Consider the following 24712-nt stretch of genomic DNA (forward strand, 5'->3'; position numbering starts at 1 on the left):
ATGGCGGTGCCGTCGTGTTCGTGGTGGCGGTGTGTCGACAGCCTCGACAGCCTAGCGATAGGTGGCGTCGAAGCGCTGGCGCAGCTCGTTCTTCTGCACCTTGCCCATGGTGTTGCGCGGCAGGGCGTCGATGAAGAACACCCGCTTGGGCTGTTTGTACTTGGCCAGCCGGCCCTGCAGGTGGGCGATCACCTGGGCCTCGTCGAGCTTGGCGCCGGGCTGGCACACCACCGTCGCGGTGACGCCCTCGCCGAAGTCCGGGTGGGGCAGGCCGATCACGGCGGATTCCAGCACCTCGTCCATCTCGTCGATGACCTGCTCCACCTCCTTGGGATAGACGTTGTAGCCGCCGGAGATCACCAGGTCCTTGTCACGGCCGACGATCTGCACGTAGCCGCGTTCGTCGCGGGTGACCAGGTCGCCGGTGATGAAGAAGCCATCCTCGAGCAGCTCCTCCTTGGTCTTCTCCGGCTTGCGCCAGTAGCCGATGAAGACGTTGGGGCCGCGCACCTGGAGCAGGCCGATCTCGCCGTCGGGGACCTCCTTGCCGCTGTCGCGGTCGACGATGCGGATCTCCACCCCGGGCAGCGGCATGCCCACGGTGCCGGCGCGGCGGTCGCCGTCGTAGGGGTTGGAGAGGTTCATGTTGGTCTCGGTCATGCCGTAGCGCTCGAGGATGGCGTGGCCGGTCTTCTCGGCGAACAGCTCGTGGGTCTCGGCGGTCAGCGGCGCCGAGCCGGAGACGAACAGGCGCATGTTGGCGGTGACCTCGGGGGTGAGGCGATCGTCGGCCACCAGCCGGGTGTAGAAGGTCGGCACGCCCATCATCACCGTGCCGCGGGGCAGCTCCTCGAAGATCACGTCGGCGTCGAACCTGGGCAGGAACAGCAGGCTGGAGCCGGCCATCAGGGTGACGTTGCAGGCCACGAACAGGCCGTGGGTGTGGAAGATCGGCAGCGCATGGATCAGCCGGTCCTCGGGGGTGAAGCGCCAGGCCTCGACCAGCGCCGCGGCGTTGGAGCCGAGGTTGCGGTGGGTGAGCATCGCGCCCTTGGAGCGGCCAGTGGTGCCGGAGGTGTAGAGGATCGCCGCCAGGTCGTCGTCCGTGCGCGGCACGGCGTCGTCGAAGGCGGTGGCGGCCGCGGCGCGCTCCATCAGCGAGCCGTCGGCGGCGGTGCCGAGAGTCTCGACCGCCGGGCAGCCGGTCTCGGCGGCCAGTGCGCGGGCTTCCTCGAGCACCGCCGGGCGGCACACGAACAGCGCCGGTTCGGCGTCGCTCAGGAAGTAGCGGATCTCGTCGCCAGTGTAGCCGGTGTTGAGCGGCAGGTAGACGGCGCCGGCGCGCAGCGTGGCCAAGTAGAGCAGGATCGCCTCGGGGCTCTTGTCGACCTGCACCGCGACCCGGTCGCCGGGCGAGACGCCGAGCGCGACCAGGGCGCCGGCCAGCCTGGCGCTCTCGGCCAGGGCGTCGGCGTGGGAGTAGCGGCGGCCGTCGCGGGTGGTGATGAAGTCGGCGTCGCCACGGGCCTGCATGCGGGCGGCGAAGGTCTTGAACAGGTTGTTGTTATCGGTCATCTGGCGGTGTCTCCCTTGCCTTGCGCCTTGCGGGCCTTGCGCACGAGGTCCTTGACCTCGCCGGAACGGGCCACGGTGGCGTTGGCGGTGTAGTTCTCGTGATTGCGCTCGATGTCGTTGAGCACGTAGAGGTAGTTGACCATCAGCCCGGCGGCCTGCTCGAGGCCCTTGGCCGAGGTATCGCCGAGCCAGTTGATGCGATGCAGCTCGGCGCCGTTGCCCAGGTGGAAGCGGGCCACCGGGTTGAGCGGCAGGCCCTTGGGATTCTTCTCCTCGGCCAGATAGCGCGCGGCCAGCGGGCGTACGATGGCCTTGAGCGCCTCGGCGCGCTCGGTGTCCTGATGCCAGCCGGGCGCCTCGAGCTCGGCCAGCGCCTCGCGGGTGGCCTCCGGCAGGGTGGTGTCGCCCTGGCGCTCGGCCAGCCACCGGGCGAAGCCCGGCACCGGCGAGAGCGTGACGAAGTGCTTGAGCTGCGGCAGCTCCTGCTTGAGCTCCTGCACCACCTGCTTGATCAGGAAGTTGCCGAACGAGATGCCGCGCAGCCCCGTCTGGCAGTTGCTGATGCCGAAGAAGGCGGCGCTGTCGGCGTCCTCGGGCTCCTCCACGTGGCCCGGGGCAGTCGGGTCGCCGGCCAGGATCGGCTGGATGCGGTCCGGCAGCCCCTTGCACAGCGCCACTTCCACGAAGATCAGCGGCTCGTCGCCGGTGGCCGGGTGGAAGAAGGCGAAGCAGCGGCGGTCGCGGGCGTCGAGCCGGCGGCGCAGGTCGTTCCAGTCCTGGATCTCGTGCACCGCCTCGTAGCGGATGATCTTCTCCAGGATCGAGGCCGGGGTGTTCCAGTCGATGCGCTTGAGCATCAGGAAGCCGCGGTTGAACCAGGAGCCGAACAGGTGGGCGAAGTCGGCGTCGATGGCCGCGAGCTCCGGATGCTCTCGGCGCAGGGCCAGCAGCTGCTCGCGCATGCGCACCAGCTGATAGGTGCCCTCGGGGGCCAGGTTGAGGCGCCGGAACAGCTCCTGGCGCTTCGGCTCGCAGGCCTCGAACAGCGCCTTCAGCGAGGCGTTGTCGCGGCTCTCGCGATAGGCGGCGTAGGTGGCGTCGATGCGCTCGGGGTCGGCGGCGAACTCCTCGGCCAGGCGCATGAAGAAGTGCCTTCGCTGGTCGGCGTCGAGCCGCGCGTACATGGCCAGGGCGCGGCTGGCCAGGGCGATGCTCGAGGCCTCGCCGTCGCTCTCGAGCAGGCCGCGGCAGGCGTCGATCAGCTCGTCGGGGGTGGGGGCGGCGTCGCCCTCCGAGCGCTTCCAGCGCAGGGCATCACGCTGGGTGATGTTGTTGAGCAGTTCCTGAAGGAAGGTCATGTTCATGGCGGCGTCTCCTTCAGCCCATGATCAGGTCGGGGAGCCACAGGGCGATGTCCGGGAACAGGCACAGCAGCACGATCGCCAGCACCATGCACAGGGCGTAGGGCAGGCTGCCGGTCAGGATGCTGCGCAGCGAGATGTCCGGCGCGATGCCCTTGATGATGAACAGGTTGAGGCCCACCGGTGGGGTGATCAGGCCGATCTCCAGGTTGATGGTCAGCACCACCGCGAACCAGTAGGGATCGAAGTCGGCGGCCAGGATGATCGGCAGCAGGATCGGCGCGGTCATCACGATCACCGCCACCGGCGGCAGGAAGAAGCCGGCCACCAGCAGGAAGACGTTGATGACGCCCATCAGCACCCAGCGATTGACCTCCAGATCGGCGATGGCGCCGGCCACGGTCTGGGTGATGAACAGCGACGACAGGGCGTAGGCGAAGACCTCGGCGCAGGCGATGACCAGCATGATCATCACGCTCTCGCGCAGCGAGTCGCGCATGATCAGCTTGATCGGCCCGGCCTGCCACATGCGGTAGATCAGGATCGCCAGCGCCAGGCACAGGAAGGCGCCGACGCCGGCCGCCTCGGAGGGCGTGGCCACGCCGCCGTAGAGCGCGAACAGGATGCCCGCCACCACGGCGAGGAAGGGCAGCACCCGCACCACCGCCTTGAGGTTGGAGTCGACGTTGGCCTTGACCGTCTCCTTGAGCCGGCCGGCGGCCTCGGCCGCGGGGTTCTGATAGCCCCCGGCCAGCTTGCAGGCGATGATCGTCCACACCATGAACAGCCCGGCGAGCATGAAGCCCGGCACCACGCCGGCGATGAACAGGCGGCCGATGGAGGTCTCGCTGGCGATGCCGTAGATGATCATGGTCACCGAGGGCGGAATCAGGATGCCCAGGGTGCCGCCGGCGGCGATGCAGCCGGCGGCCACGCCGTCCGGATAGCCGCGGGTGCGCATCTCGGGGATGCCCATCTTGCCGATCGCCGCGCAGGTGGCCGGCGACGAGCCGGAGAGGGCGGCGAAGATCGAGCAGGCGCCGATGTTGGAGACGGCCAGCCCGGCCGGCAGGCGGCCCATCCACAGGTCCAGCGAGCGGTAGAGATCGCGGCCGGTGGGCGAGGAGGCCACGGCGGCGCCCATCAGGATGAACATCGGGATGGCCACGAAGCCGAACTCGGCGATGCGCTCGAAGAAGGTCTCGCCGAAGTAGGTCAGCTCCGGCATGCCGCGGTCGTAGAGCAGCGCCATCAGCGAGACGCCGCCCAGGGCGAAGGCGATGGGGGTGCCGATGGCCATCAGTACGATGAGGCCGACGGCGACGATGATGCCCAGCGTGATCGGATCCATGTCAGTTCTCCTCGCCGCGCAGCAGTTCCGCGACGTACTGCAGCGTCAGCAGGGTGGCGCCGAGGGCCACCGGCAGCAGGGCCGGCCACAGCGGCGGGTTCCATACCGTGCCGGTGGTCCACTGGCCGTGCCAGGCCTCGGCGACGTAGACCCAGCTGCCGTAGGCCAGCGCGGCGCAGAAGGCCAGGCCGACCAGTGAGCCGAGCAGTAGCATGAGCTTGCGGCCGATGCCGCCGACCAGGTCGGGCAGCAGGGTGATGGCGACGTGGCCGCCGGTCATCAGCACGTAGGCGCTGCCCATCAGCATGGCGCCGGTGACCGAGAAGATGGTGAATTCGGTCTGCCAGCTGGTGCTCATGCCCAGCGCATAGCGCACGAAGACCATGTGGCAGATGGCGGCGACGCCGGCGATGAACAGCGCGCAGGCGACGTAGGCGGCGCCGCGGGAGACGCCATCCATCAGGCGGATGTAGCCGCCGACCAGCGGCAGGCGTCGGGCGAGGGGTGAGGTGTTGGCCATGGCCATGTCGTCCTCCCTGAGTCGGAGACACCGGCCCGAAGGCCGGTGTCGTGGGGCAAAAACCCGGTTACTCGACGGCCAGGGCGGCGTCGATCAGGGCCTGTCCGTTGGGGACGTTCTCGGCGAAGTTCTTGTAGGAGGTCTGCTTGGCGATCTCCAGCCAGGCGTCGTAGTCCTCCTGGCTCATGGTCACCACTTCGACGCCGTTCTCCTCGTAGACGTCGACCATCTCCTGGTCGAGGCCGGCGGCCTCCTCGGCGAAGAAGTCCTCGGCGGCCTGGCCGGCGGCCATCAGCGCCTGCTGCTGCTCCTCGCTGAGCCCCTGCCAGCTGCGCTCGGAAATCAGGATAGGCTCGTACATGAACCACAGGGCGTGCTCGCCCGGGGCGGTCATGCAGCTCACCTGCTCGTAGATGCGGTAGGAGACGAAGGACATCGAGGAGGTGTTGGCGGCGTCCAGCACCCCGGTCTGCAGGGCGGTGTAGATCTCGGACGACGGCATGGAGGAGATCGAGGCGCCGGCGCCGGCCAGCATCTGCTCGAAGGCCGGGCCGGCGGCGCGGAAGGTCTGGCCCTCGACGGTGTCCGGCGAGGTGATGCACTGCTGGCTGGAGGCGAAGCCGCCGGCCAGCCAGGCATCGGCCAGCACCCGGGCGCCGCCTTCCTGGATGACGTTCTTGATCATGCCCATGAACTCGGAGTCGTTGAGGCGGCGGGCGTGCTCGTGGTTGCGTACCACGCCGGGCATCAGGGTGGCGGAGAATTCCGGGTGGCGGCCGCTGGCGTAGTCGAGCGGCAGGGCGGTGATGTCCAGGCGTCCGCGGGACAGCGCGGCCCACTGCTCGCGGGCCTTGAACAGCGACTGGCCGGGATAGACCTCGATCTCCAGGCCCACGTTGGCCTCGGCGACCTTGTCGGCCATCAGCTGGACCATCTCGTCGCGCACGTCACCCTGGCCACCGGGGAACTGGTGCGAGGCGCGCAGCACGGTGTCGGCCGAGGCGGCGGTGCCGGCGAGAGAGGCGGCGAGGGCGGTGCCCGCGACGATGGGGAGCATTGAGCGTTTCATGGCGTCTCCAGATGGGTGTTGTTGTTATGGGCCGTTTGTTGAGAGCAACGTTTCTTGGCACAACTTCTCTTTGGAGCAGCAGCGAGAGAGCGGCTGTTGTACGAAGCTTTATTGTTTGAAGTGTCTATCAGCGGTGCTGATATATATTTCAATAGGCGAAGTGAAATACTACTGTCAAACCGGGCGGCTTAGACAAAGGCATCAGCTGCGATGCAGCAAAAGCGCCGAAAGGCGCTCGTGGCGGGCGATAGGGCGTGATGAAAGAAAATCGGGGGAAATCGTCGCGACATTCGCGCAAGGCGGGGCATCGCGACGGGAGAACGATCCGGGCGCTCGGCATCGGCTCAGTTCAGAGATACGCGATTCAGAGGCACTCGATTCAGAGGCACTCAGTTTAGAGAGAAAGGAATCTCGCCGGCCTCGTGCGCCAGCAGCCACTGCTTGCGGCCGATGCCGCCGGCGTAGCCGGTGAGCCGGCCGTCGCTGCCGATCACCCGGTGGCAGGGCACCACGATGGCCAGCGGGTTGCGGCCGTTGGCCGCGCCCACCGCGCGCTGACCGCCCTTGCAGCCGAGCTGCTCGGCGATCTCGGCATAGCAGCGGGTCTCGCCGAAGGGAATGGTGGCCAGCGCCTGCCATACGCGGCGCTGGAAGTCGGTGCCCTCCGGCGCCAGCGGCAGGTCGAAGGCCCGGCGGAGGCCGTTGAAGTATTCGGCCAGCTGGGCGCGGGCCTGCTCGGTGTGGGCGTTGGGCCGGGCCGGTGCGTCCTCTTCCATGACGAAGGCGATCTCGGTCAGTCCGGCGTCGGAGGCGCTCAGGCGAATCAGGCCGAGGGCCTCGGTCTCCGGCGGGTGGAAGTAGTCCAGGGCGTCGTCGCTCATCGGCTTGTCTCCTTGTTGCTCAGGGGCATGAACCTCAGGGGGTGGAAGACCAGAGCTGCAGGGTCAGGTAGCTGCGCCAGGGCGCCCCTCGGGCCGGGTCTTCGCCTTCCAGGCGGGGCAGGGCGCGGCGCACGCCGGCGTCGCCGTCCAGCCAGATGTCGGGGGCGCCGATACCGCGCAGCGCCGCGTAGTTCGCCGTCCAGGGCCCGATGCCTTTCAGCGCCGTCCAGGTCAGCGGATCGTCGTCGGCTTCGCCTTCAGCGTACCAGCTCGCGAAGCGCCTGAGCGTCGCCTTGCGGGCGCCGGGCATGCGCAGTTCGTCGAGTTCGCTGTCGGCGATGGCCTCGGGCACGGGGAAGTGATGGCCGTGCTCGGTCGGCTCGCCCCGCGCTTCCACCAGTCGCGTGACCAGGCCGCGGGCGGCGTCGGTGGAGACCTGCTGGCCGAGGATGGCGCGGACGCCGGCCTCGAAGGGCGACCAGATGCCGGGCAGCCGCAGCCCCTCGACCAGTGCAAGGCCGGGGAAGGCGCCGGCCAGATGGGTCTCGATGGTGGTGGTGTCGGCGTCCAGATCCAGCACCCGGCGGATGCGCCGCACCACCGGCGACAGTGCGCGCAGGTCGTCGAGCAGGAGGCGGACCCGGAAGGCATGGCGCTGCGACACGTGTTCGGCGGTGAACGAGCCGCGCGCGCCGCCCCAGCGGATATGCCGGCCGTAATATGCCTCGCCGACCCACTCCAGGCCGGCAATGGCACGGCCGGCGTGGAAGTCGCGCAGCGCCGGCCAGGCGTAGGGCGGGCGATAGGCCAGCCATAGCGTCAGCGGCTCGCCGTTCTGGCCGCCGTTGGCGCTATCGGCGGCGCTTCGGCGCAGTTCCCGCGGCGCCAGGCCGATGCGGGTCACGAAGGCATCGTTGAAGCGGCGCAGGCTGCGAAAGCCGCTGGCGTAGGCGATGTCGGTGATCGGCAGCGTGGTCTGGTGCAGCAGCTGCTTGGCGAACAGGCACTGGCGATGCTGGGCGTAGGCCTTGGGCGAGACGCCGAGCCCGTCGTGGAACAGCCGCCTCAGGTGGCGCTCGCCGACGCCGAGCCGCTGGCACAGATCGCCCAGCGAGCCGTCGCCCAGGGCGCCGTCGTCGATCAGCCGCAGCGCTCGCTCGAGCGTGGTGCGGGTGCCGCGCCAGGCGGGGGAGTCGGGGGCGCTGTCGGGCCGGCAGCGCAGGCAGGGCCGGAAGCCGGCCTCGGCGGCGGCCAGGGGCGTGTCGAAGTAGCGCACCCGGGTGTCTTTCGACGGGATGGCCGGGCAGATCGGTCGGCAGTAGATGCCGGTGCTGGTCACACCGACCACGAAGCGGCCGTCGAAGCGCGCATCCCGGGCCAGGCGCGCCTGGCGGCACTGAGCGGCATCCAGCATGGCGGCGTTCCTCGGTCTCGGTTCCTGATCGCAGTGTAACGCGCCAGCGCGGCGAGACTCGCCGGAAACGGACGTGGAGGCCGTCAGCCGAGCTTCAGCGGCCCGTTGCTCTTGAGGGTGTCCATGGCCACCTGAGTGGCGACGTTCTGGATGCCCTCGAGCGGGCTTATTGCCTCGGCGAGGAAGGCCGACAGTGCCCCCAGGCTTTCCACCACCACCTTGAGGACGAAATCATGGTCGCCGGTGATGGTGTGGCATTCGATGACCTCGTCGCGGGCCAGCAGCGCCGCCACGGCATCCAGCGGGCGGTCCATGCGCGACTTGTCCATGGAGATGGAGATGAAGGCCGTTACCGCCAGGCCCAGCGCCCGGGGATCGAGCCGTAGTGCATAGCCCTGGATGATGCCGTCGCGTTCGAGCCGCGCCAGGCGCCGCGAGCACTGACTGGGCGAGAGGCTGACGGCCTCCGAGAGGGCGCCGAGGGTCAGGCGGGCGTCGCGCTGGAGGGCATGGAGCAGGGCCAGGTCGAAGCGATCGAGTGTTGTCATTTATCTTTATGTGGCCTTTTTATGCAAGATTCTTGCGTTAAAGATGGCCAGGAGCCCATGAGAATGCAAACGGGCGTCGTCCGTCCTCGCCTAGAATGATCGCAGGCCTTTCCCCTGACCTGCGGAGACCCGACATGAGCGTCAGCCTGGACCGCGTTCGCGAGCTGGACCGCCACGATCCCCTGGCGGGCTTCAAGCGCCGCTTCGCCCTCCCCGAGGGCACCCTCTACCTCGACGGCAACTCTCTCGGTGCCCAGCCGACGGCCGCCAGGGAAGCCGTCGCCGCGACCCTGGATCAGTGGCGCGACGAGCTGATCGGCGGCTGGAACCAGGGCTGGTTCGATGCCCCGGAGCGCCTCGGCAACCGGCTGGCGCCGGTGATCGGTGCCCGCGATGGCGAAGTGGTGGTCACCGACAACATCACCCTCAACCTGTTCAAGCTGCTGGGCTATATCCTCGAGCGGCGTGGCGATGGAGACGGTGGCGCGGTGCTCAGCGAGGGCGGCAACTTTCCCACCGACGGCTACATCGCCCAGGGCTTCTGCCGGCTCGGCGGCGTCGAGCATCGTGTACTGCCCGAGGGCGCCGAGCTCGCCGACCACCTGGACGGCGTGGCCGTGGTGGTGCTCAGCCAGGTCAACTACCGCACTGGCCGGCTGCGCGACATGGCCGCGACCACGCGCCGGGTGCATGAGGCCGGGGCCGAGGTGATCTGGGACCTGGCCCACTCGGCCGGCGCGTTGCCGGTGGACCTCGCCGGCAGCGGCGCCCGTTACGCGGTGGGCTGCACCTACAAGTACCTCAACGGCGGCCCCGGCGCGCCGGGCTTCCTCTATGTGCATCGGGACCACCAGGACGGCGGCTGGCAGCCGCTCTCGGGCTGGCACGGCCATGCCGCGCCCTTCGCCTTCGACGCCGACTATGCCCCGGCCGGTGACATCACCCGCTTTCGTACCGGCACCCACTCCGCGCTGGCCTACAGCGCCCTGGAGGCCTCACTTTCGATGTGGGGCGATGTCGACATGGCGGCGCTGCGGGAGAAGAGCCTGGCGCTGAGCGCGCTGTTCCGCGACTGCCTGGCCGATCTGTTCGAGGCGCATGGCATCGAGGACATCACCCCGCCGGCGGCCGAGCGCGGCAGCCAGGTGTCGCTGGTGGATGCCGACAACGGCTACGCCATCGTCCAGGCGCTGATCAGTCGCGGGGTGATCGGCGACTACCGTGAGCCGGGCCTGATGCGCTTCGGCTTCACGCCGCTCTACCTGAGCTTCGAGGACGTCTGGCGGGCGGCGATGCACTTCCGCGAGGTGGTCGAGAGCGGCGAGTATCGTGAGCCGCGCTTCCACGTTCGCGGGGCGGTGACCTGATGGCGGGTCACGACGGGCAATGGGCGCTGGATCGTGCCTATTCGCCGAGCCTCTGTGCGCGAAGCTTCGAGGCCAGCCTGGCTCGCCAGGCTCGGCGTGGCGAGCGGCTCAGGGAACGTCATCCGCCGCGACGCCTGAGCTATGGGCCGGGCGCTCAGGAGGGTATCAATCTCTTCCTGCCGACGACGGGCAAGCCGCGCGGGTTGATGGTGTTCCTGCATGGCGGCTACTGGCAGGAGCTGGACGCCTCGGCGACGGATTTCATGGCCGGCGACTGGTTCGAGGCCGGCTGGGCCTTCGCGTCCGTGGACTATCCGCTGGCGCCGCGGACATCCCTCGAGGCCATCGTCGAAGCCTGCCGGCGGGCGGTCGCGGTCCTTCAACGAGAGCTGGGGGAGCTGAACGCCGAAGCGCCCCTTCACCTGGGGGGGCACAGCGCCGGGGCGCACCTGGCATTGGCGAGTTGCCTGGGCGAGCAGGGGCTGGCGGGCATCGACTCGCTGTGGTTGATCAGCGGTATCTATGACCTGCGCCCCCTGGTGGAGACCTACATCAATGCCCCGCTGGGGCTGGACCCTGGGCGTGCCGAGGAGCTTAGTCCCTTGTGCCAGCCACTGGCGGGACTGCCACCGCTTCAGCTGGTGCTCGGGGAATTCGACCCGCCGGCGTTCCATCGCCAGAGCGAACGGCTCGATGAACGGGTGCGGGCGGCAGGAGGGCGCTGTCGGCTGACCGAGCTCAAGGACTGTGACCACTTCGATATTCTCGAGCGGCTCGGCAGCACGCCAGATCGTTCGGGCAAGGATGCATCAGCCAACGAATCAACATGAAGGTAGGCAAGGGGGCCGCCATGAAGCACTCAAATGACAACAAGACCGGCCGGAATGCCGTGAACCTGACGAGCGAAAAGAGCGTTCACTGGGATCAGGACATGAGCTACGGACAGTACCTGGGGCTCGAGACCCTGCTGTCCTGCCAGAATCCTGTCTCTGACGAGCACGATGAAATGCTCTTCGTGATCATCCATCAGGTATCCGAGCTATGGCTGAAGCAGTGCCTCCATGAGGCGCATGCGGCGGCTCGGCATATTGCGGCGGATCGACTCCGCCCGGCCTTCAAGATGCTCACCCGGGTCTCGCGCATCCAGGAGCAGATGATCCAGGCCTGGGAAGTCCTGGTCACCATGACGCCGACCGACTACGTCAGCTTCCGCGACAGCCTGGGGCAGAGCTCCGGATTTCAATCGTACCAATACCGCGAGCTGGAGTTCCTGCTGGGCAACAAGCACCCGGGCATGGTCAAGGTCCATCGCTCGCACCCCGAGCACTATCAGCGGCTAGTGAGCGTGTTGCAGGCCCCCAGCCTGTACGACATCAGCCTGCAGCTGCTGGCTCGGCGAGGTTTCAGCGTGCCGGCATCGGTGCTGGATCGCGACTGGTCGGAGCCGTATGAAGCCTGTGCGGAGGTCGAGGCCGTCTGGGCCGATATCTACGCCGATACCGACCGGCACTGGGACCTGTATGAGCTGGCGGAAAAGCTGGTGGATACCGAGTACAACTTCCACAAGTGGCGCTTCAGCCACATGAAGACCGTCGAACGCATCATCGGCCACAAGAGCGGGACCGGCGGCACCTCGGGAGTGTCGTATCTGCAGAAGGCATTGGACCTGAAGTTCTTTCCCGAGCTCTGGTCGGTCAGAACCTCGCTGTAGCCGGCGGGGCCAGGATGATGGGACGATGATCGCGGTTGCCTCATGCCCGATGGTGTTCATCGGGCCGATGCGTCAGGCTTACCCGGTGGTTCGGAGCCTGCTTGACTGTAAAGGATGCCGTTTCGGTTGCCCTCGATCACACGGAGTTTTCCCATGACGCCACCGCTGACCCGTCACAATCGCCCCCGCCAGGTGCTCGACGCCATCGCCGCCGCCAATGCTTCGCTTGACGACGACGACCGCGAGGCCAAGTACGCCAAGCTGGCCGAGTCGCCGTATCGCTTCTTCCGCGGCACCAACCACCTGTACTGGAGCGACGTCTGGCACGACTGGCGCTTCGCCCTCTACGGCGGCCTGCCGGAGACCCAGACCTGGCTGCAGGGCGACGCTCACGTCTACAACTTCGGCGCCTACGGCCATCATGACGATGCCGTGCGCTACGGCATGGACGACTTCGACGATGCCATGGTCGGCGACTACCAGTACGACCTGTGGCGGCTGGCGATCAGCCTGGTGCTGGACGCCCGTGAGAACGCCGGGCTCTCGCGGAAGGGCATCGACAAGTCGCTCGAGACGCTCATCGAGGCCTACCTGGACGAGCTCGACGATCACGCCGAGGGCGAGGTGCCGGGGGCGGTGACCCTGGAGACCGCCAAGGGGCCGCTGGAGCCCTTCCTGGAGAAGGTGGCGCGCAAGGAGAGCCGGACCAAGATGCTCGACAAGTGGACGGTGCTTGGCGACGACGGCCGTCGTCTCGCCGTCGACGAGCGCCCGGAGAAGCTGGCCCGCCTGCCGGCCCACCTGGGCAGCCAGCTGCGCAAGGCCGTGGAGGAGGAGTATCGCGGGACGCTGCGCGGCGCCCGCGCCGAAGCCGAGGAGGATCACTTCCGGGTCAAGGACATGGCGCGGCGCCTAGATGCCGGCACCGGTTCGCTGGGGCTCGACCGCTACTACGTGCTGATCGAGGGCGGGCGCGACCATGTCCACGACGACGTCATCCTCGACGTGAAGCAGCAGACCGCGCCCGAGGGCTGGCGGCTGATGAACGCCGCCGAGAAGCGCGACTGGCGCCGCGCCTTCGCCCACGAGGGTGCCCGCCATGCCGCCGCCTTCACCGCCATCGCCGAGCACCCGGACATCTACCTGGGCTGGCTGCATCTGGGCGACACGGTGTTCTCGGTGCGCGAGCGCTCGCCGTTCAAGGAGGACTTCCCGACCCACAAGCTCGACGGCGACAAGCCCTATCGCAAGCTGGCCAAGCAGTGGGGCCGGATCCTGGCCCGTGAGCACCTGCGCGGCGGCCAGGCGCTGAACCCCGACGATCCCGGCGCCTTCGCCCGGGCGGTGACCGGCCGGGTCGAGGGCGGCCAGGAGCATTTCGTGGACATGATCTCGACGCTGGCCTTCAGCTACGCCGACTGCGTGGCCCGGGATCACGCCACTTTCGTCGATTCTCTGTAAACGGGAACCGATGTGTTCGCCGTCGACGGGTCTGCGAGGGGCGCTATGAACCCCTCCCTGGGCGCTACCGACGCCTTCCCTGGCGTAGGACCCCCTCTTCGACCCGTCCCCGGCGTGTTCCACGTTCAGCGCCGTTCTGAATCGCGCCGATACGCCTTGGGTGCAGGCCCCCGGTCGCTGTAGGCTGGGGGCAATTCGCATTCAGGAGGCGCCATGTTTCCCCCCTTCACGCTGCGCTATGCGCGCTTCCCCGACCGGCTGCGGGCGCCCGCCCGGCCGGCGCCCGTCGAGCGCCCCGAGTTGGTGGCCTTCAACCGGCCGCTGGCCGAGTCGCTGGGCTTCGATCTGGACGCCTTCGACCCCGAGCGGGCTGCCGAGCTGTTTTCCGGCAACGTCCTGCCCGAGGGTGCCGAGCCCGTGGCCCTGGCCTACGCCGGCCACCAGTTCGGCAACTTCGTGCCCCAGCTCGGCGATGGCCGGGCGGTGCTGCTGGGCGAGGTGACCGACCGCGCCGGCCGGGTGCGCGATCTCCAGCTCAAGGGCAGCGGCCGCACGCCGTTCTCCCGCGGCGGCGACGGCCGCGCGCCGCTAGGCCCGGTGCTGCGCGAGTACCTGGTCAGCGAGGCCATGCATGCCCTGGGCGTGCCGACCACCCGGGCGCTGGCCGCGGTGACCACCGGCGAGACGGTCTATCGACGCGTGCCGGAGCCCGGCGCGGTGCTGACCCGCGTCGCCGCCAGCCACCTGCGCGTGGGCACCTTCCAGTACGTCGCCGCCCGTGACGACCAGGAGGCCGTGCGGCTGCTGGCCGACGAGGCGATCGAGCGCCACTACCCGCATCTCGCCGAGCGCGATGAGGGCGAGCGCTATCTGGGCCTGCTCGAGGCGACGGTGGAGCGCCAGGCCGAGCTGGTGGCGCGGTGGATGGGGCTTGGCTTCATCCACGGGGTGATGAACACCGACAACGCGGCGATCTCCGGCGAGACCATCGACTACGGCCCCTGCGCCTTCATGGACGCCTATGACCCGCGCACCGTGTTCAGCTCCATCGACGAGCGCGGCCGCTACGCCTTCGTCAACCAGCCGCCGATCGCCCAGTGGAACCTGGCGCGCTTCGCCGAGACCCTGCTGGCGCTGATCGACGAGGACCGCGAGCGGGCCATCGAGCGCGCCACCGAGGTGCTGAAGACCTTCGAGGAGCGCTTCGAGGCCAGCCGGCTGCGGGTGATGCGCGCCAAGCTGGGCCTCGAGACGGTGGAGGAGGGCGACGCCGCCCTGATTGCGGACTGGCTGGCGTCGATGCAGGCCGCGCGCGCCGACTTCACCCTGAGCTTCCGCCGCCTGGCCGACGCTCTGGAAGGCCCCGAGGGCGAGGCGCGCCTGGCCGAGCTGTTCGGCGATCGCGAGGCGCTCGACGCCTGGCTGTCACGCTGGCGCGAGCGGCTGTCCCGCGAGGAGGCCGATACCGCCGAGCTGGCGCGGCGCCTGCGCGGCGTGAATCCGGCGGTGATTCCGCGCAACCATCGCGTGGCGGAGGCCATCGCGGCGGCCGAGAACGACGACTTCGCCCCCTTCGAGGCGCTGCTGGCGGCGATCACCCGGCCCTTCGAGGCGCCGAACGGCGAGGTCGACTATACCCGTCCGCCGCGGGACGACGAGAAGGTGCTGCGGACCTTCTGTGGCACCTGACGCGAGCGCATCGTCACCGCGACAGGGGCCGTCGGCATGTCACGCCTCGCCCGGCGCGTCTGTCACCAGAAGGTCGCGTCGTTGAATGCCTCGACACAGTGGGCTCTGCCCTTCAGCGGCGTCATCTCGGCCTCGGTGAGCGGTTGTGCGAGCCAGCCCTCGGGGTATTGCAGCGCGAACGGCGCCGGGATGAAGGTCGTGGTGACCGGCGCAAAGCCGACACGCGAGTAGTAGTTCGGGTCACCATAGGTCACGGCGATGTCGATGCCTGCCTCACGCAGCGCTTGCAGGGCATGGGTCAGCAGCTGCCGTCCGACCCCCTGGCCTTGCCACTCGGTCGCCACCGCCACCGGGCCGAGCACCAGCACGCTCCGGTCATCCTGGTCGTAGGTCAGCCTCGAGAAGATCGCCGCGCCGATGACCGCACCATCGAACTCGGCGGTGAAGACATGCCGATCCGGCGCGGGTGTGCGAGACAGCAGGTTACCCACCAGATCGCCGATCAGCGTGCCTTCCGACGCTCCCTCGGCGGCGGTGAAGGTCGCCGTGAACAGTTCGACGAGCGCCTGATCGCGCCCCTGGGCGCCTTGCGAGAATTTCATGCGGGCTCCTTGGCTGCCGTACGCAGGTTCAGGGTAACGGCCCCTTCAGGCCTTTTCCCCCAGGGCGGCGATATGGTCCGGCAGGCGATCATGGGAGCCGTACATGAAGTGGTTCTCCATGCGCTCCGCAAACTGGGCGGCTTCCGGCTCACGTCCCACCGCCATGGCGACCTCGCGCACGTGCATCGGCGATGCGCCACAGCAGACGCCGAGGTAGTTGACCCCCTGGGCATGAACGTCGCGAGCAAAGGCGCCGAGTTCGTAGCGGTTGCAGAACAGCGGGTCCAGGGCGGTCGGGAAGGGGCGTCCATGGGGCGCCGGGCAGCCGCACCCCTGATGGTCGGAGAGGTTGAAGAAGGTCGGTTCCTGCTCGGTGGTGCGATAGGTCACCGGCAGCGCTGCCACATGGCAGGCAACGGCATCGCGAATCTGCTGGATCCAGGGCAGCATGGTATCCGGCCCTCTGAAGCAGTTCAGACCGACCACGCTGGCGCCCTTCTGCTCCAGGGCGACGCAGGTTTCCACGATGCCGGGGCCATCGATCATGCGATTCTCGGCCATCGGCGCCAGGGTGACCACGGCCGGCAGCCCCTTGGCCTTGATCGCCTCCAGGGCCGCTTCGGCTTCTCCGGCATAGTAGAAGGTTTCCGCGATGATGAAGTCGGCGCCTTCCTCGACGGCCCATTGCACCATCTCGTCGAACATGTCGCGTACGCTCTGCTGGGAGACCGGATCTTCCGGGTCCCAGACGTTGCTGTTGGAAATGTTGCCGGCCATCAGGTTACCGGCCTTTTCATCGGCCACCTTGCGGGCAATCTTCAACGCGGCCCGATTCAGCGGCTCCAACAAGTCTTCCTTGCCAATGACCTTCATCTTTTCGCGGTGGCCGTTATAGGTGAAGGCCTGAACGATGTCTGATCCGGCATGCTGGAAATCCCGGTGCAGCGCTTCCAGCGCGTCCGGGCGCAGCAACGCCACTTCGGGAACGAACTCACCGGCGGAGAGATAACCGCGCCGTTCAAGCTCGAACAGGAAACCCTCGGCACAGATGAGGGGGCCCCGGTCGAGTCGTTGGGTGATCAGGTCTTGTGCCATGGATGCATGCCTCCGCGGTGGTAGGTGTCTTGAATCAATGCATTCTGGCAGTCGTTCAGCCCTCGTCACCAATGAAGGTTTTCCGGCTTGAAGATGATTGAAATTCATCCAAGGTGACATTTCTAACAATGAAATGAATATTCGCCGGGGTCTTTGACGTTCAAGGGGAAGGCATCGGCTGGCCGTTATCTCCGGAAGCGAAGCCATCGCACAACGCGCTTATCGCCAGGGGCGGACAACGCCAGGACAGGGGCAGCCTCCCGTTACCGGGAGCTATCGAAAACACGCACCACGTCGCCTCGAGCCTGCCTCTAGAGCCAGTAGAGGCACAGCGACAGCGTTACCACCGAGCCCAGCGTCGAGAGCAGCACGGTGCGCGAGACGACCGCCGCCTCGCGGCCGTAGAACTCCGCCAGCATGTAGGGCCCGGTGCCGGTGGGCAGCGCACTCATCAGCAGCGCCGACTTGGCCCACAGCGGCGGCAGCGCGAAGACGTGGAACGCCAGCACCCAGGTGATCAGCGGATGCACCAGCAGCTTGAGGCCGACCAGCCCCCAGGCGCCTTCGGCGGAACCGCTCTGCTTCTGGGCCAGGAACAGGCCCAGCGAGACCAGTGCGCAGGGCGTGGTGGCATCGCCCAGCAGGCGCAGGAAGTCGTCGAAGGGGCCGTCCAGGGGCACGCCGCCCAGCGCCCACAGCGCGCCCACCAACGGCGAGACCACCAGCGGGTTCCTGGCCAGGGCCTTGAACACCTTGGCGAGTGCCTGGACGAAGGACGGCTCGTCCTGCAGGCCGACCTCGATGCACACCACGGCGATGGCGAACAGCACGCAGACCACGATCAGGGTGGCGATCAGCGCCGGTGCCAGCCCGGCTTCGCCCAGCACCAGCAGGCTCAGGGGAATGCCCACGTAGCCGGTGTTGGCGTAGGCGGCGCCGAGGCCGTCGATGCTGGCGTCGACCAGCCGGCGCCGGCCGCGCAGGCGATAGCCCACGGTGACCGCGAACAGCAGCAGCGTCGGCAGGGTCACGGCGGCGATGAAGCCCGGATGCCAGATATCCTCCCAGCGGGCGGTGGCCGTGGTGCGGAACAGCAGCGCCGGCAGGCACAGCCAGACCACGAAGCGGTTGAGCTCGGCGGCGGCGGTCTCGCCCAGCCGGCCGGTGCGGCGGCACAGGTAGCCCGCCAGGATCAGGCCGAAGATGGGCAGAACGACACCGAGAACGGACGACATGGGGGCTCCTGGGCGGCGGCACGATGGAGAGGCTAGCCTAGGCGGATACGGCGATGCCGTCTAATCGATGAGAAGACGGTCGATACGCCCGGATAGCGGCCGAGCAAGACAGCGGGCGCCCACGACGAAGCGCGCCGGCCACGAGGGCCGGCGCGATGTCGTCGGGGACCGCCGCGGGGTGCGGCGGCCGTCGGGTGGGTGATCAGCCCAGTTCGAGATCGAAGCGGTCGGCGTTCATGACCTTGGTCCAGGCGGCCACGAAGTCCTTCACGAACTTGGCCTCGTTGTCGTCCTGGGCGTAGACCTCCGCGTAGGAGCGCAGGACGGAATTGGAGCCGAACACCAGGTCGATGCGGGTGGCGGTCCACTTCACCCGATCGGTCTTGCGGTCGCGGATCTCGTAGAGGCCCTTGCCGGCGGGCTTCCAGTGGTTGGCCATGTCGGTCAGGTTGACGAAGAAGTCGTTGCTCAGCTGACCCTCGCGGTCGGTGAACACGCCGTGCTTGCTGCCGCCGTGGTTGGTGCCCAGCATGCGCATGCCGCCCATCAGCACGGTCATTTCGGGGGCGGTGAGGCCCATCAGCTGAGCGCGGTCGAGCAGCAGCTCCTCGGGCTTGACCACATAGTCCTGCTTCAGCCAGTTACGGAAGCCGTCGGCCACCGGCTCCAGCGGTTCGAAGGAGTCGGCGTCGGTCATCTCGGCGCTGGCATCGCCGCGGCCCGGCGAGAACGGCACCAGGATGTCGTGGCCGGCCGCACGGGCCGCTCGCTCGATGCCGACGCTGCCGCCCAGCACGATGAGGTCGGCCAGGCTGGCGCCGGTCTCGGCGGCGATGCCCTCGTAGACCTTCAACACCTTGTTCAGGCGCTCGGGCTCGTTCCCCGGCCAGTCCTTCTGTGGCGCCAGGCGGATGTGCGCGCCGTTGGCGCCGCCGCGCATGTCGGAGCCGCGGTAGGTGCGGGCGCTGTCCCAGGCGGTGGCGACCATCTCGCCGATGGACAGGTCGCTTTCGGCGATCTTCTGCTTGGCGGCCTCGACCGAATAGTTGATGTTGCCGGCCGGTACCGGGTCCTGCCAGATCAGGTCCTCGTCCGGCACTTCCGGGCCGATGTAGCGGGTCTTCGGGCCCATGTCGCGGTGGGTCAGCTTGAACCAGGCGCGGGCGAAGCAGTCCTTGAAGTATTCCGGATCCTTCATGAACTTCTCGCAGATGGCCCGGTAGGTCGGATCCATCTTCATCGCCATGTCGGCGTCGGTCATCATCGGGTTGTGGCGGACGGACGGGTCGGTGGGATCGACCGGCTTGTCCTCCTCCTTGATGTCGACGGGCTCCCACTGGTTGGCGCCGGCGGGGCTCTTGGTGACCTCCCACTCATGCCCGAACAGCATGTCGAAGTAGCCCATGTCGAACTGGGTGGGGTTCTTGGTCCAGGCGCCCTCGAGGCCGGAGGTGACGGCGTTGGTGGCCTTGCCCTGCTGGTTCGGGTTGAGCCAGCCGAAACCCTGGGCCTCCACGTCCGCGGCTTCCGGCTCCGGCCCCAGGGCGTCGGCATCGCCGTTGCCGTGGGTCTTGCCGACGGTGTGGCCGCCGGCGGTCAGCGCCGCGGTTTCCTCGTCGTTCATGGCCATGCGGGAGAAGGTCTCGCGAACCTGTTCGGCGGTCTTCAGCGGGTCGGGCTGGCCATTGACCCCCTCGGGGTTCACGTAGATCAGGCCCATCTGCACCGCGGCCAGCGGGTTCTCCATGGTGTCGGGCTTGTCGACGTCGCCGTAGCGCTCATCGGAGGGGGCCAGCCATTCCTTCTCGGCGCCCCAGTAGACGTCCTTCTCGGGATGCCAGATGTCCTCGCGACCGAAGGAGAAGCCGAAGGTCTTGAAGCCCATGGACTCGTAGGCGACGTTGCCGGCGAGGATGAACAGGTCGGCCCAGCTGACCTTGTTGCCGTACTTCTTCTTGAGCGGCCACAGCAGGCGCCGTGCCTTGTCGAGGTTGCCGTTGTCCGGCCAGCTGTTGAGCGGGGCGAAGCGCTGGTTGCCGGTGCCGCCGCCGCCTCGGCCGTCGGCGATGCGGTAGGAGCCGGCGGCGTGCCAGGCCATGCGGATCATCAGGCCGCCGTAGTGGCCCCAGTCGGCCGGCCACCACGCCTGACTGTCGGTCATCAGGGCGTGCATGTCCTTCTTCAGCGCCTCGAAGTCGAGCTTGCGGACTTCCTGGCGATAGTCGAAGTCGTCGCCCATCGGGTCGGTCTTGCGGTCGTGCTGGTGGAGGATGTCGAGGTTGAGGGCATTGGGCCACCAGTCCATGACCGAGGTGCCGGTTTCGGTCATGCCGCCGTGCATGACCGGGCACTTGCCCGCGCCGCCTTGCTGTGTTGCGTCACCCATCTCGTACTCCTTCATCGCGTGGTCGTGTGCTCCAGTATCGATAGAGGTCACGTCGCCGCCCTTGTTGCCGAATGCCGGGAATCCGGTACATCCAAGCGGGCCTCTAGCCTCTTTCACATAGCTTAGTGATGACTGGGGCGACTGCCATTTTTCTTTCCTGAACAAGTTGATAGCAAACCTTTATCGTCCTTTGACGATACGAGGCCGGCCCCGTTCGGCGTGGCCGGCCGTCGTCCATTGGTCGCCCCCTGGTTGCCTGGCGATTCGCGGCCTCCCTACACTCGATGGCTCGGTAATCATGAGCCCCGCATGAGCGTTTCGCTGTTCTCGATCCGGCCCCGTCGATGCATTAACGGGGCCGAACATCGGATAACAATCACAAACCGCGAACCCGGGGGAGGGCAGGGAGCCTCTCCCCGGGGCCGCCAAAGGAGCCGCTAGATGTCCGTCAGAGAGATCCCGCTGTATATCGATGGCCAGGCCGTCACCTCGCAGAGCCAGGAATGGCGCGACGTACTCAATCCGGCCACCCAGGAGGTGGTCGCCCGGGTGCCGTTCTGCACCCTGGAGGAGGTCGATCGCGCCGTGGCCAGCGCCAGGGCAGCCTTCCAGGAATGGCGTCGCACGCCGCTGGCCAAGCGTCAGCGCATCATGCTGAAGCTGCAGGCGCTGATCCGCGAGCACACCGAGGAGCTGGCCGCGCTGATCACCGAGGAGCACGGCAAGACCCTGCCGGACGCCGCCGGCGAGGTGGGTCGTGGCCTCGAGGTGGTGGAGCACGCCTGCTCGATCACCTCGCTGCAGCTCGGCGAGCTGGCCGAGAACGCCGCCACCGAGGTCGACGTCTACACCCTCAATCAGCCGCTGGGCGTGGGCGCCGGGATCACCGCCTTCAACTTCCCGATCATGCTGCCGTGCTTCATGTTCCCGCTGGCCATCGCCACCGGAAACACCTTCGTGCTCAAGCCCTCCGAGCAGGATCCGAGCTCGACCATGCGGCTGGTCGAGCTGGCCCACGAGGCCGGCGTGCCGGCCGGCGTGCTCAACGTGGTCCACGGCGGCCCGGACGTGGCCAATCGCCTCTGCGATCATCCGGACATCAAGGCGGTGTCGTTCATCGGCTCGACCCACGTCGGCACCCAGCTCTATCGCCGCGCCGCCGAGGCCGGCAAGCGCGCCCAGGCGATGATGGGGGCCAAGAACCACTGTGTGGTGATGCCCGACGCCAACCGCAGCCAGGCCATCAACAACCTGCTGGGCTCGGCCTTCGGCGCCGCCGGCCAGCGCTGCATGGCCAACTCGGTGGTGGTGCTGGTGGGCGAGGCTCGCGACTGGCTGGACGAGCTGGTCGAGGGCGCCCGCCACATGAAGGTCGGCCCCGGCACCCAGCGTGACGCCGACCTCGGCCCGCTGGTGTCGCCGGCCGCCAAGGCGCGGGTGGAGGACCTGATCGCCGCCGGCGAGCAGGAGGGCGCCCGGCTGCTGGTCGACGGTCGTGGCCGTGAGGTCGAGGGCTATCCGGAGGGCAACTTCGTCGGCCCGACCCTGTTCGCCGACGTGACCGCCGAGATGACCATCTACCGCGAGGAGATCTTCGGCCCGGTGCTGTGCGTGGTGAGCGCCGAGACGCTCGACGAGGCGATCGAGTTCATCAACGCCAATCCCAACGGCAACGGCACCTCGATCTTCACCAACTCCGGCTGGGTGGCTCGCCGCTTCGAGACCGAGATCGACGTCGGCCAGGTGGGCATCAACGTGCCGATTCCGGTGCCGGTGGCCTACTTCAGCTTCACCGGCTCGCGGGCCTCCAAGCTCGGCGACCTGGGACCCAACGGCAAGCAGGCGATCGGCTTCTGGACCCAGACCAAGACCGTCACCGCCCGCTGGTTCGAGCCGGAAAACGTCTCCGGCGGCATCAACAGCACCATCTCGCTGAGCTGATCCCATCCCGCTCGGCGATCATCGACGGCCCCGCCTCGGGAGAGGCGGGGCCGTCGTGGTTGGGGCGGCTTGCCCGGTAGACGGTACGGCGTTCGGCGCCCGGGGGATTCCATGACCCGGGTCATGTCAGGCCTCCCGCTTGCTCTGGCGGTACGTGGAAACCTTGCTAACTTGATGGAGTGTCGACGGGAATGAACCCGCCTTGGCGCCACGGGCCTATCCGGGGTGACGCGGCCAGCGGTGACGAGTCTTCTCTCCGCCCTGGTACATGAAGGAGTCATCAATGAGATCGAAAAACGGAATCGCGGCAGTGACCGGTCCCTGGATGATTGGCACTCTCGTCCTGTTGCTGGCGGCATGCAGTCAGCCACAGAGGGCGGGGGAGTCGTCGATGCAGCAGCCGGACAACTCCCTGATGCGGGTCATCAGCGGCGAGGTGTGGTATCGCGAGCGCATGGCGCTGCCCCCGGGAGCCGAGGTCATCGTGACGCTCGAGGATCAGTCGCGCGCGGATGCGCCCGCCACCGTGCTCACCGATTACACCTACACCGTCGAGGGCGCCCAGCCCCCTTATCCGTTCCGGCTGGTCTATGATCCTCAGGCCATCGACGAGCGCATGACTTACGGACTGCGGGCACGGATCGTTCACGACGGTGAGCTACTGTTCACCAGTACGGAGCACGTTGATCCCTTCGCCGGCGAGGCGGCCGACCCCGTGCGCATCAGGGTCTCGCGGCAGTAAGCGTTGCTGGGGCCGAGGGAGATTTCCCCCCTCGCGAGTTTCCTTCGGCTTTGGCTCTGCAGGTGCGCCAGCGAGCCATCCGTGGGGCATCACGGGTGCCACGTCTGCGGACATGAAACGTGCCTGCCTGCTGTGGGCATGCCTATCCGGGCATGGGGAAAGAAAACCGGAGACCAGGGAGCCACGGATGCTTGCACGAAATGCACTGATGATCGCCACCTTCTTTGCCATGTTTTACCCGGGGATAGCCAGCGCTCAGCAAGATGGCCTGGGCTCGGAAGCCAATGATCCGACGGCCTCCGTCATGGCCTTCCAGCTGCAGGACTTCTACACGTACCGGTACCACAACCTCGACGACGAGGACGGAAACCGCATGCAGTTCCGCGCCGCCATTCCGTTCTCGCTGGGCGACTCCAGCAACATCTTCCGGCTCACCGCGCCTTACGTGACCGACTCGCCGAATGACTCGAGCGGCTGGTCCGACATGACACTCTTCGACCTGGTGACCTTCGACCGGTCATGGGGGCGATTCGGCGTGGGTGCGGTAGCGCTGTTGCCGACCGGGGAAGACGGCCTGAGCGCCGAGAAATGGGGCCTCGGTCCCGCCGTGGGCTTCGTGGCCAGCCAACCCTGGGGGATATGGGGGCTGTTCAACCAGAACGTGTTCACGGTGGCGGGAGACGACGACTACCGCGACGTGAATATCTCGATCGTGCAGCCGATCGTGAACTACAGCCTCGGGAATGGTTGGTCGGCGGGGGCCTCCGACATGTCGATCACCTATGACTGGGAGCAGCATGATTGGGTGAGCCTGCCCCTGGGCGTTGCGCTCAACAAGCTGGTGAGGATTCAGGAGTATCCGGTGCAGTTCACGGCCAGCTATGAGCACAACTTCTACGACGAGGGGGTGAGCGCCTCGGACACCCTCAACCTCACCGCGAAGCTGCTGTTGCCTTGAACGGCAGCGGTGAGTAGGGGGCCGCTGGTCGCCTCCGAAGCGCTAAAGATCAATGACGTCTCAGGCGATCCTGGCCCCTTCCATGGAAGCTTCTGCCTCCTCCTGAGGCCCCGCTCCGGTATCGCCTAGGGGCGGATATGGGCCATCTCCAGCAGCTCGCTCAGCGGTTCCAGCTGGCCCACGTGCAGCACCAGCACGCACTCGCCGGGTTCGTCGGCGGCGGGGCGAACGATGGCGAATTCGCCTTCCTCCAGATGGAATTCGTGGATCTCGCGGCTGCCCTCGGGCGTATTGCAGCGGATCGAGCGGTAGGCCTCGTCCTCGCCGTAGGTCAGGCGGTGATAGACCTTGAAGAAGGTATACAGCGACAGGCCGCGGGGAAACGCCGGCCAGCGGGCCGGGTTGTCTCGAGTCTCTGAGTCGACCTCGAGGCCGTCGGCCTCGGCGCCGGCGATGGCACTGGCCAGCGGCTCGGCGAGCAGGCTGTCGGCCTCGCCCGGCAGCGGGGCGAGACGGTCCAGCGCCTGCTGGTAGCGCTCGGCGATCGCACGCAGGTCGGCCGTCTTGCCCAGCGCATGGTCGCCATGTCGCAGGTCTTCGGGGGCGCAGCCGCCGTTCTCCCAGCCGTGGATCACCCTGAGCGTCAGTCGCCCTTCGCGCATCGGCGCCTCCAGCAGCGCCTGGAGGGCGATGCGCAGGTGCAGCTGGCGCTCGGGGACGCCGTTGTCGAAGGCGGCGTAGGGCTCGGCGAAGATCTGGTGCAGGCAACCGGGGGCGTGTTCCTTGGCTTCGGTAAACGGCATGGC

At 67.7% G+C, this 24712-nt stretch carries 21 protein-coding genes; 8 read left to right on the forward strand and 13 right to left on the reverse strand.

What is annotated here, in order from left to right:
• Positions 1–51: 51 nt before the first annotated feature.
• The 8 genes from QWG60_RS02750 to QWG60_RS02785 form a co-directional block, all read right to left on the reverse strand.
• The gene (locus QWG60_RS02750; protein WP_146907664.1) at positions 52–1575 is read right to left on the reverse strand and encodes a malonate--CoA ligase; all 1524 of its coding nucleotides are present in this window, start codon (positions 1573–1575) and stop codon (positions 52–54) included.
• Entirely contained in the window at positions 1572–2939 is a 1368-nt protein-coding gene (locus QWG60_RS02755) for a malonyl-CoA decarboxylase (RefSeq protein ID WP_146907662.1), read from the reverse strand. The genes QWG60_RS02750 and QWG60_RS02755 overlap by 4 nt, the downstream gene beginning before the upstream one ends.
• A gap of 13 nt (positions 2940–2952) precedes the next feature.
• A complete protein-coding gene (locus QWG60_RS02760) occupies positions 2953–4287 on the reverse strand; it encodes a TRAP transporter large permease (RefSeq protein ID WP_146907660.1) in 1335 nt (444 codons plus the stop codon).
• 1 nt (position 4288) lies between these two features.
• Positions 4289–4813: a TRAP transporter small permease subunit gene (locus QWG60_RS02765; RefSeq protein ID WP_146907658.1), complete on the reverse strand. Its 525-nt coding sequence runs from the start codon at positions 4811–4813 to the stop codon at positions 4289–4291.
• Positions 4814–4874: 61 nt separating this feature from the next.
• Positions 4875–5876 carry a TRAP transporter substrate-binding protein gene (locus tag QWG60_RS02770; protein WP_146907656.1) on the reverse strand — a complete coding sequence of 334 codons (1002 nt, stop codon included), beginning with the start codon at positions 5874–5876 and terminating at the stop codon, positions 4875–4877.
• Positions 5877–6265: 389 nt separating this feature from the next.
• Positions 6266–6757 (reverse strand): methylated-DNA--[protein]-cysteine S-methyltransferase, encoded by a 492-nt coding sequence (locus QWG60_RS02775; RefSeq protein WP_146907653.1) that lies wholly within the window; start codon positions 6755–6757, stop codon positions 6266–6268.
• 34 nt (positions 6758–6791) lie between these two features.
• Positions 6792–8171: an AlkA N-terminal domain-containing protein gene (locus QWG60_RS02780; protein WP_146907652.1), complete on the reverse strand. Its 1380-nt coding sequence runs from the start codon at positions 8169–8171 to the stop codon at positions 6792–6794.
• Between the two features lie 83 nt (positions 8172–8254).
• Positions 8255–8719, reverse strand: a complete 465-nt coding sequence (locus QWG60_RS02785) for an Lrp/AsnC family transcriptional regulator (protein WP_106488304.1) — start codon at positions 8717–8719, stop codon at positions 8255–8257.
• A 134-nt stretch (positions 8720–8853) separates the two neighbouring features.
• Between QWG60_RS02785 and kynU the strand changes: the two genes are divergently transcribed.
• From kynU to QWG60_RS02810, 5 genes are all read left to right on the forward strand, one after another.
• Positions 8854–10086, forward strand: coding sequence for a kynureninase (gene kynU, locus QWG60_RS02790; protein WP_046079446.1), 1233 nt, complete (start codon positions 8854–8856; stop codon positions 10084–10086).
• Positions 10086–10916, forward strand: coding sequence for an alpha/beta hydrolase (locus tag QWG60_RS02795; RefSeq protein WP_146907650.1), 831 nt, complete (start codon positions 10086–10088; stop codon positions 10914–10916). The genes kynU and QWG60_RS02795 overlap by 1 nt, the downstream gene beginning before the upstream one ends.
• 20 nt (positions 10917–10936) lie before the next feature.
• Positions 10937–11797 (forward strand): tryptophan 2,3-dioxygenase, encoded by an 861-nt coding sequence (gene kynA / locus QWG60_RS02800; protein WP_046080418.1) that lies wholly within the window; start codon positions 10937–10939, stop codon positions 11795–11797.
• Between the two features lie 153 nt (positions 11798–11950).
• Positions 11951–13258, forward strand: a complete 1308-nt coding sequence (locus QWG60_RS02805) for a DUF2252 domain-containing protein (RefSeq protein WP_146907647.1) — start codon at positions 11951–11953, stop codon at positions 13256–13258.
• A gap of 213 nt (positions 13259–13471) precedes the next feature.
• Positions 13472–14947, forward strand: a complete 1476-nt coding sequence (locus QWG60_RS02810; protein ID WP_146907645.1) for a protein adenylyltransferase SelO — start codon at positions 13472–13474, stop codon at positions 14945–14947.
• Positions 14948–15009: 62 nt separating this feature from the next.
• On the opposite strand, the gene QWG60_RS02815 is transcribed toward QWG60_RS02810, so the two are convergent.
• The 4 genes from QWG60_RS02815 to katG form a co-directional block, all read right to left on the reverse strand.
• The gene (locus tag QWG60_RS02815) at positions 15010–15549 is read right to left on the reverse strand and encodes a GNAT family N-acetyltransferase (RefSeq protein ID WP_146907643.1); all 540 of its coding nucleotides are present in this window, start codon (positions 15547–15549) and stop codon (positions 15010–15012) included.
• Between the two features lie 45 nt (positions 15550–15594).
• Positions 15595–16644 carry a homocysteine S-methyltransferase family protein gene (locus QWG60_RS02820; protein WP_046079441.1) on the reverse strand — a complete coding sequence of 350 codons (1050 nt, stop codon included), beginning with the start codon at positions 16642–16644 and terminating at the stop codon, positions 15595–15597.
• A 311-nt stretch (positions 16645–16955) separates the two neighbouring features.
• Positions 16956–17879 (reverse strand): AEC family transporter, encoded by a 924-nt coding sequence (locus tag QWG60_RS02825; protein WP_146907641.1) that lies wholly within the window; start codon positions 17877–17879, stop codon positions 16956–16958.
• 202 nt (positions 17880–18081) lie between these two features.
• Complete coding sequence (katG, locus tag QWG60_RS02830; RefSeq protein ID WP_107181276.1) at positions 18082–20265, reverse strand: catalase/peroxidase HPI; 2184 nt, start codon at positions 20263–20265, stop codon at positions 18082–18084.
• 441 nt (positions 20266–20706) lie between these two features.
• Here katG and QWG60_RS02835 point away from each other — a divergent pair, with 441 nt between their 5' ends.
• The 3 genes from QWG60_RS02835 to QWG60_RS02845 all read left to right on the forward strand — a co-directional run bounded on the left by QWG60_RS02835 (position 20707) and on the right by QWG60_RS02845 (position 23906).
• Positions 20707–22206 (forward strand): CoA-acylating methylmalonate-semialdehyde dehydrogenase, encoded by a 1500-nt coding sequence (locus QWG60_RS02835; protein WP_046079439.1) that lies wholly within the window; start codon positions 20707–20709, stop codon positions 22204–22206.
• Positions 22207–22597: 391 nt separating this feature from the next.
• Complete coding sequence (locus QWG60_RS02840) at positions 22598–22948, forward strand: YbaY family lipoprotein (RefSeq protein ID WP_181454271.1); 351 nt, start codon at positions 22598–22600, stop codon at positions 22946–22948.
• Positions 22949–23156: 208 nt separating this feature from the next.
• A complete protein-coding gene (locus QWG60_RS02845) occupies positions 23157–23906 on the forward strand; it encodes a hypothetical protein (RefSeq protein ID WP_246124620.1) in 750 nt (249 codons plus the stop codon).
• Positions 23907–24031: 125 nt separating this feature from the next.
• Here the strand turns inward: QWG60_RS02845 and QWG60_RS02850 are convergent, their stop codons facing one another.
• Complete coding sequence (locus QWG60_RS02850) at positions 24032–24709, reverse strand: hypothetical protein (protein ID WP_146907637.1); 678 nt, start codon at positions 24707–24709, stop codon at positions 24032–24034.
• Between the last annotated feature and the right edge of the window lie 3 nt (positions 24710–24712).

The organism is Halomonas halophila, from assembly GCF_030406665.1.
Lineage (GTDB): Bacteria > Pseudomonadota > Gammaproteobacteria > Pseudomonadales > Halomonadaceae > Halomonas > Halomonas halophila.